Here is a 250-nt window from a genome sequence, read left to right on the forward strand (position 1 = left end):
GGCTGAGGACGGCGTATACGGAGTGAAGACTTCGCCGTACATCGTCCGTGAGCAGGGTGCGCTGGTGACGGCATGGACATTGTTGATGTCGATGAAAACCGGCCAACCGCTGCTGCTCTGTGATGCCGGCGAACTGACCACCGCGCGCACCGCCGCGACCACGGCAGTGGCGGTCGACGCCCTCGCCCCGTTGGACGCCCAGCGACTGGCAATCATCGGCAGCGGCAAGGTAGCTCAGGCGCATCTGCAT

1 pseudogene is annotated in these 250 nt (G+C 64.8%); it reads left to right on the forward strand.

The features are described from left to right. Positions 1 to 22 precede the first annotated feature (22 nt). A pseudogene (locus tag AAEY83_RS17345) lies at positions 23 to 250 on the forward strand (hypothetical protein); the annotation flags it as partial.

The sequence above is a fragment of the Psychrobacter sp. TB20-MNA-CIBAN-0197 genome, assembly GCF_040309765.1.
Lineage (GTDB): Bacteria > Pseudomonadota > Gammaproteobacteria > Pseudomonadales > Moraxellaceae > Psychrobacter > Psychrobacter submarinus.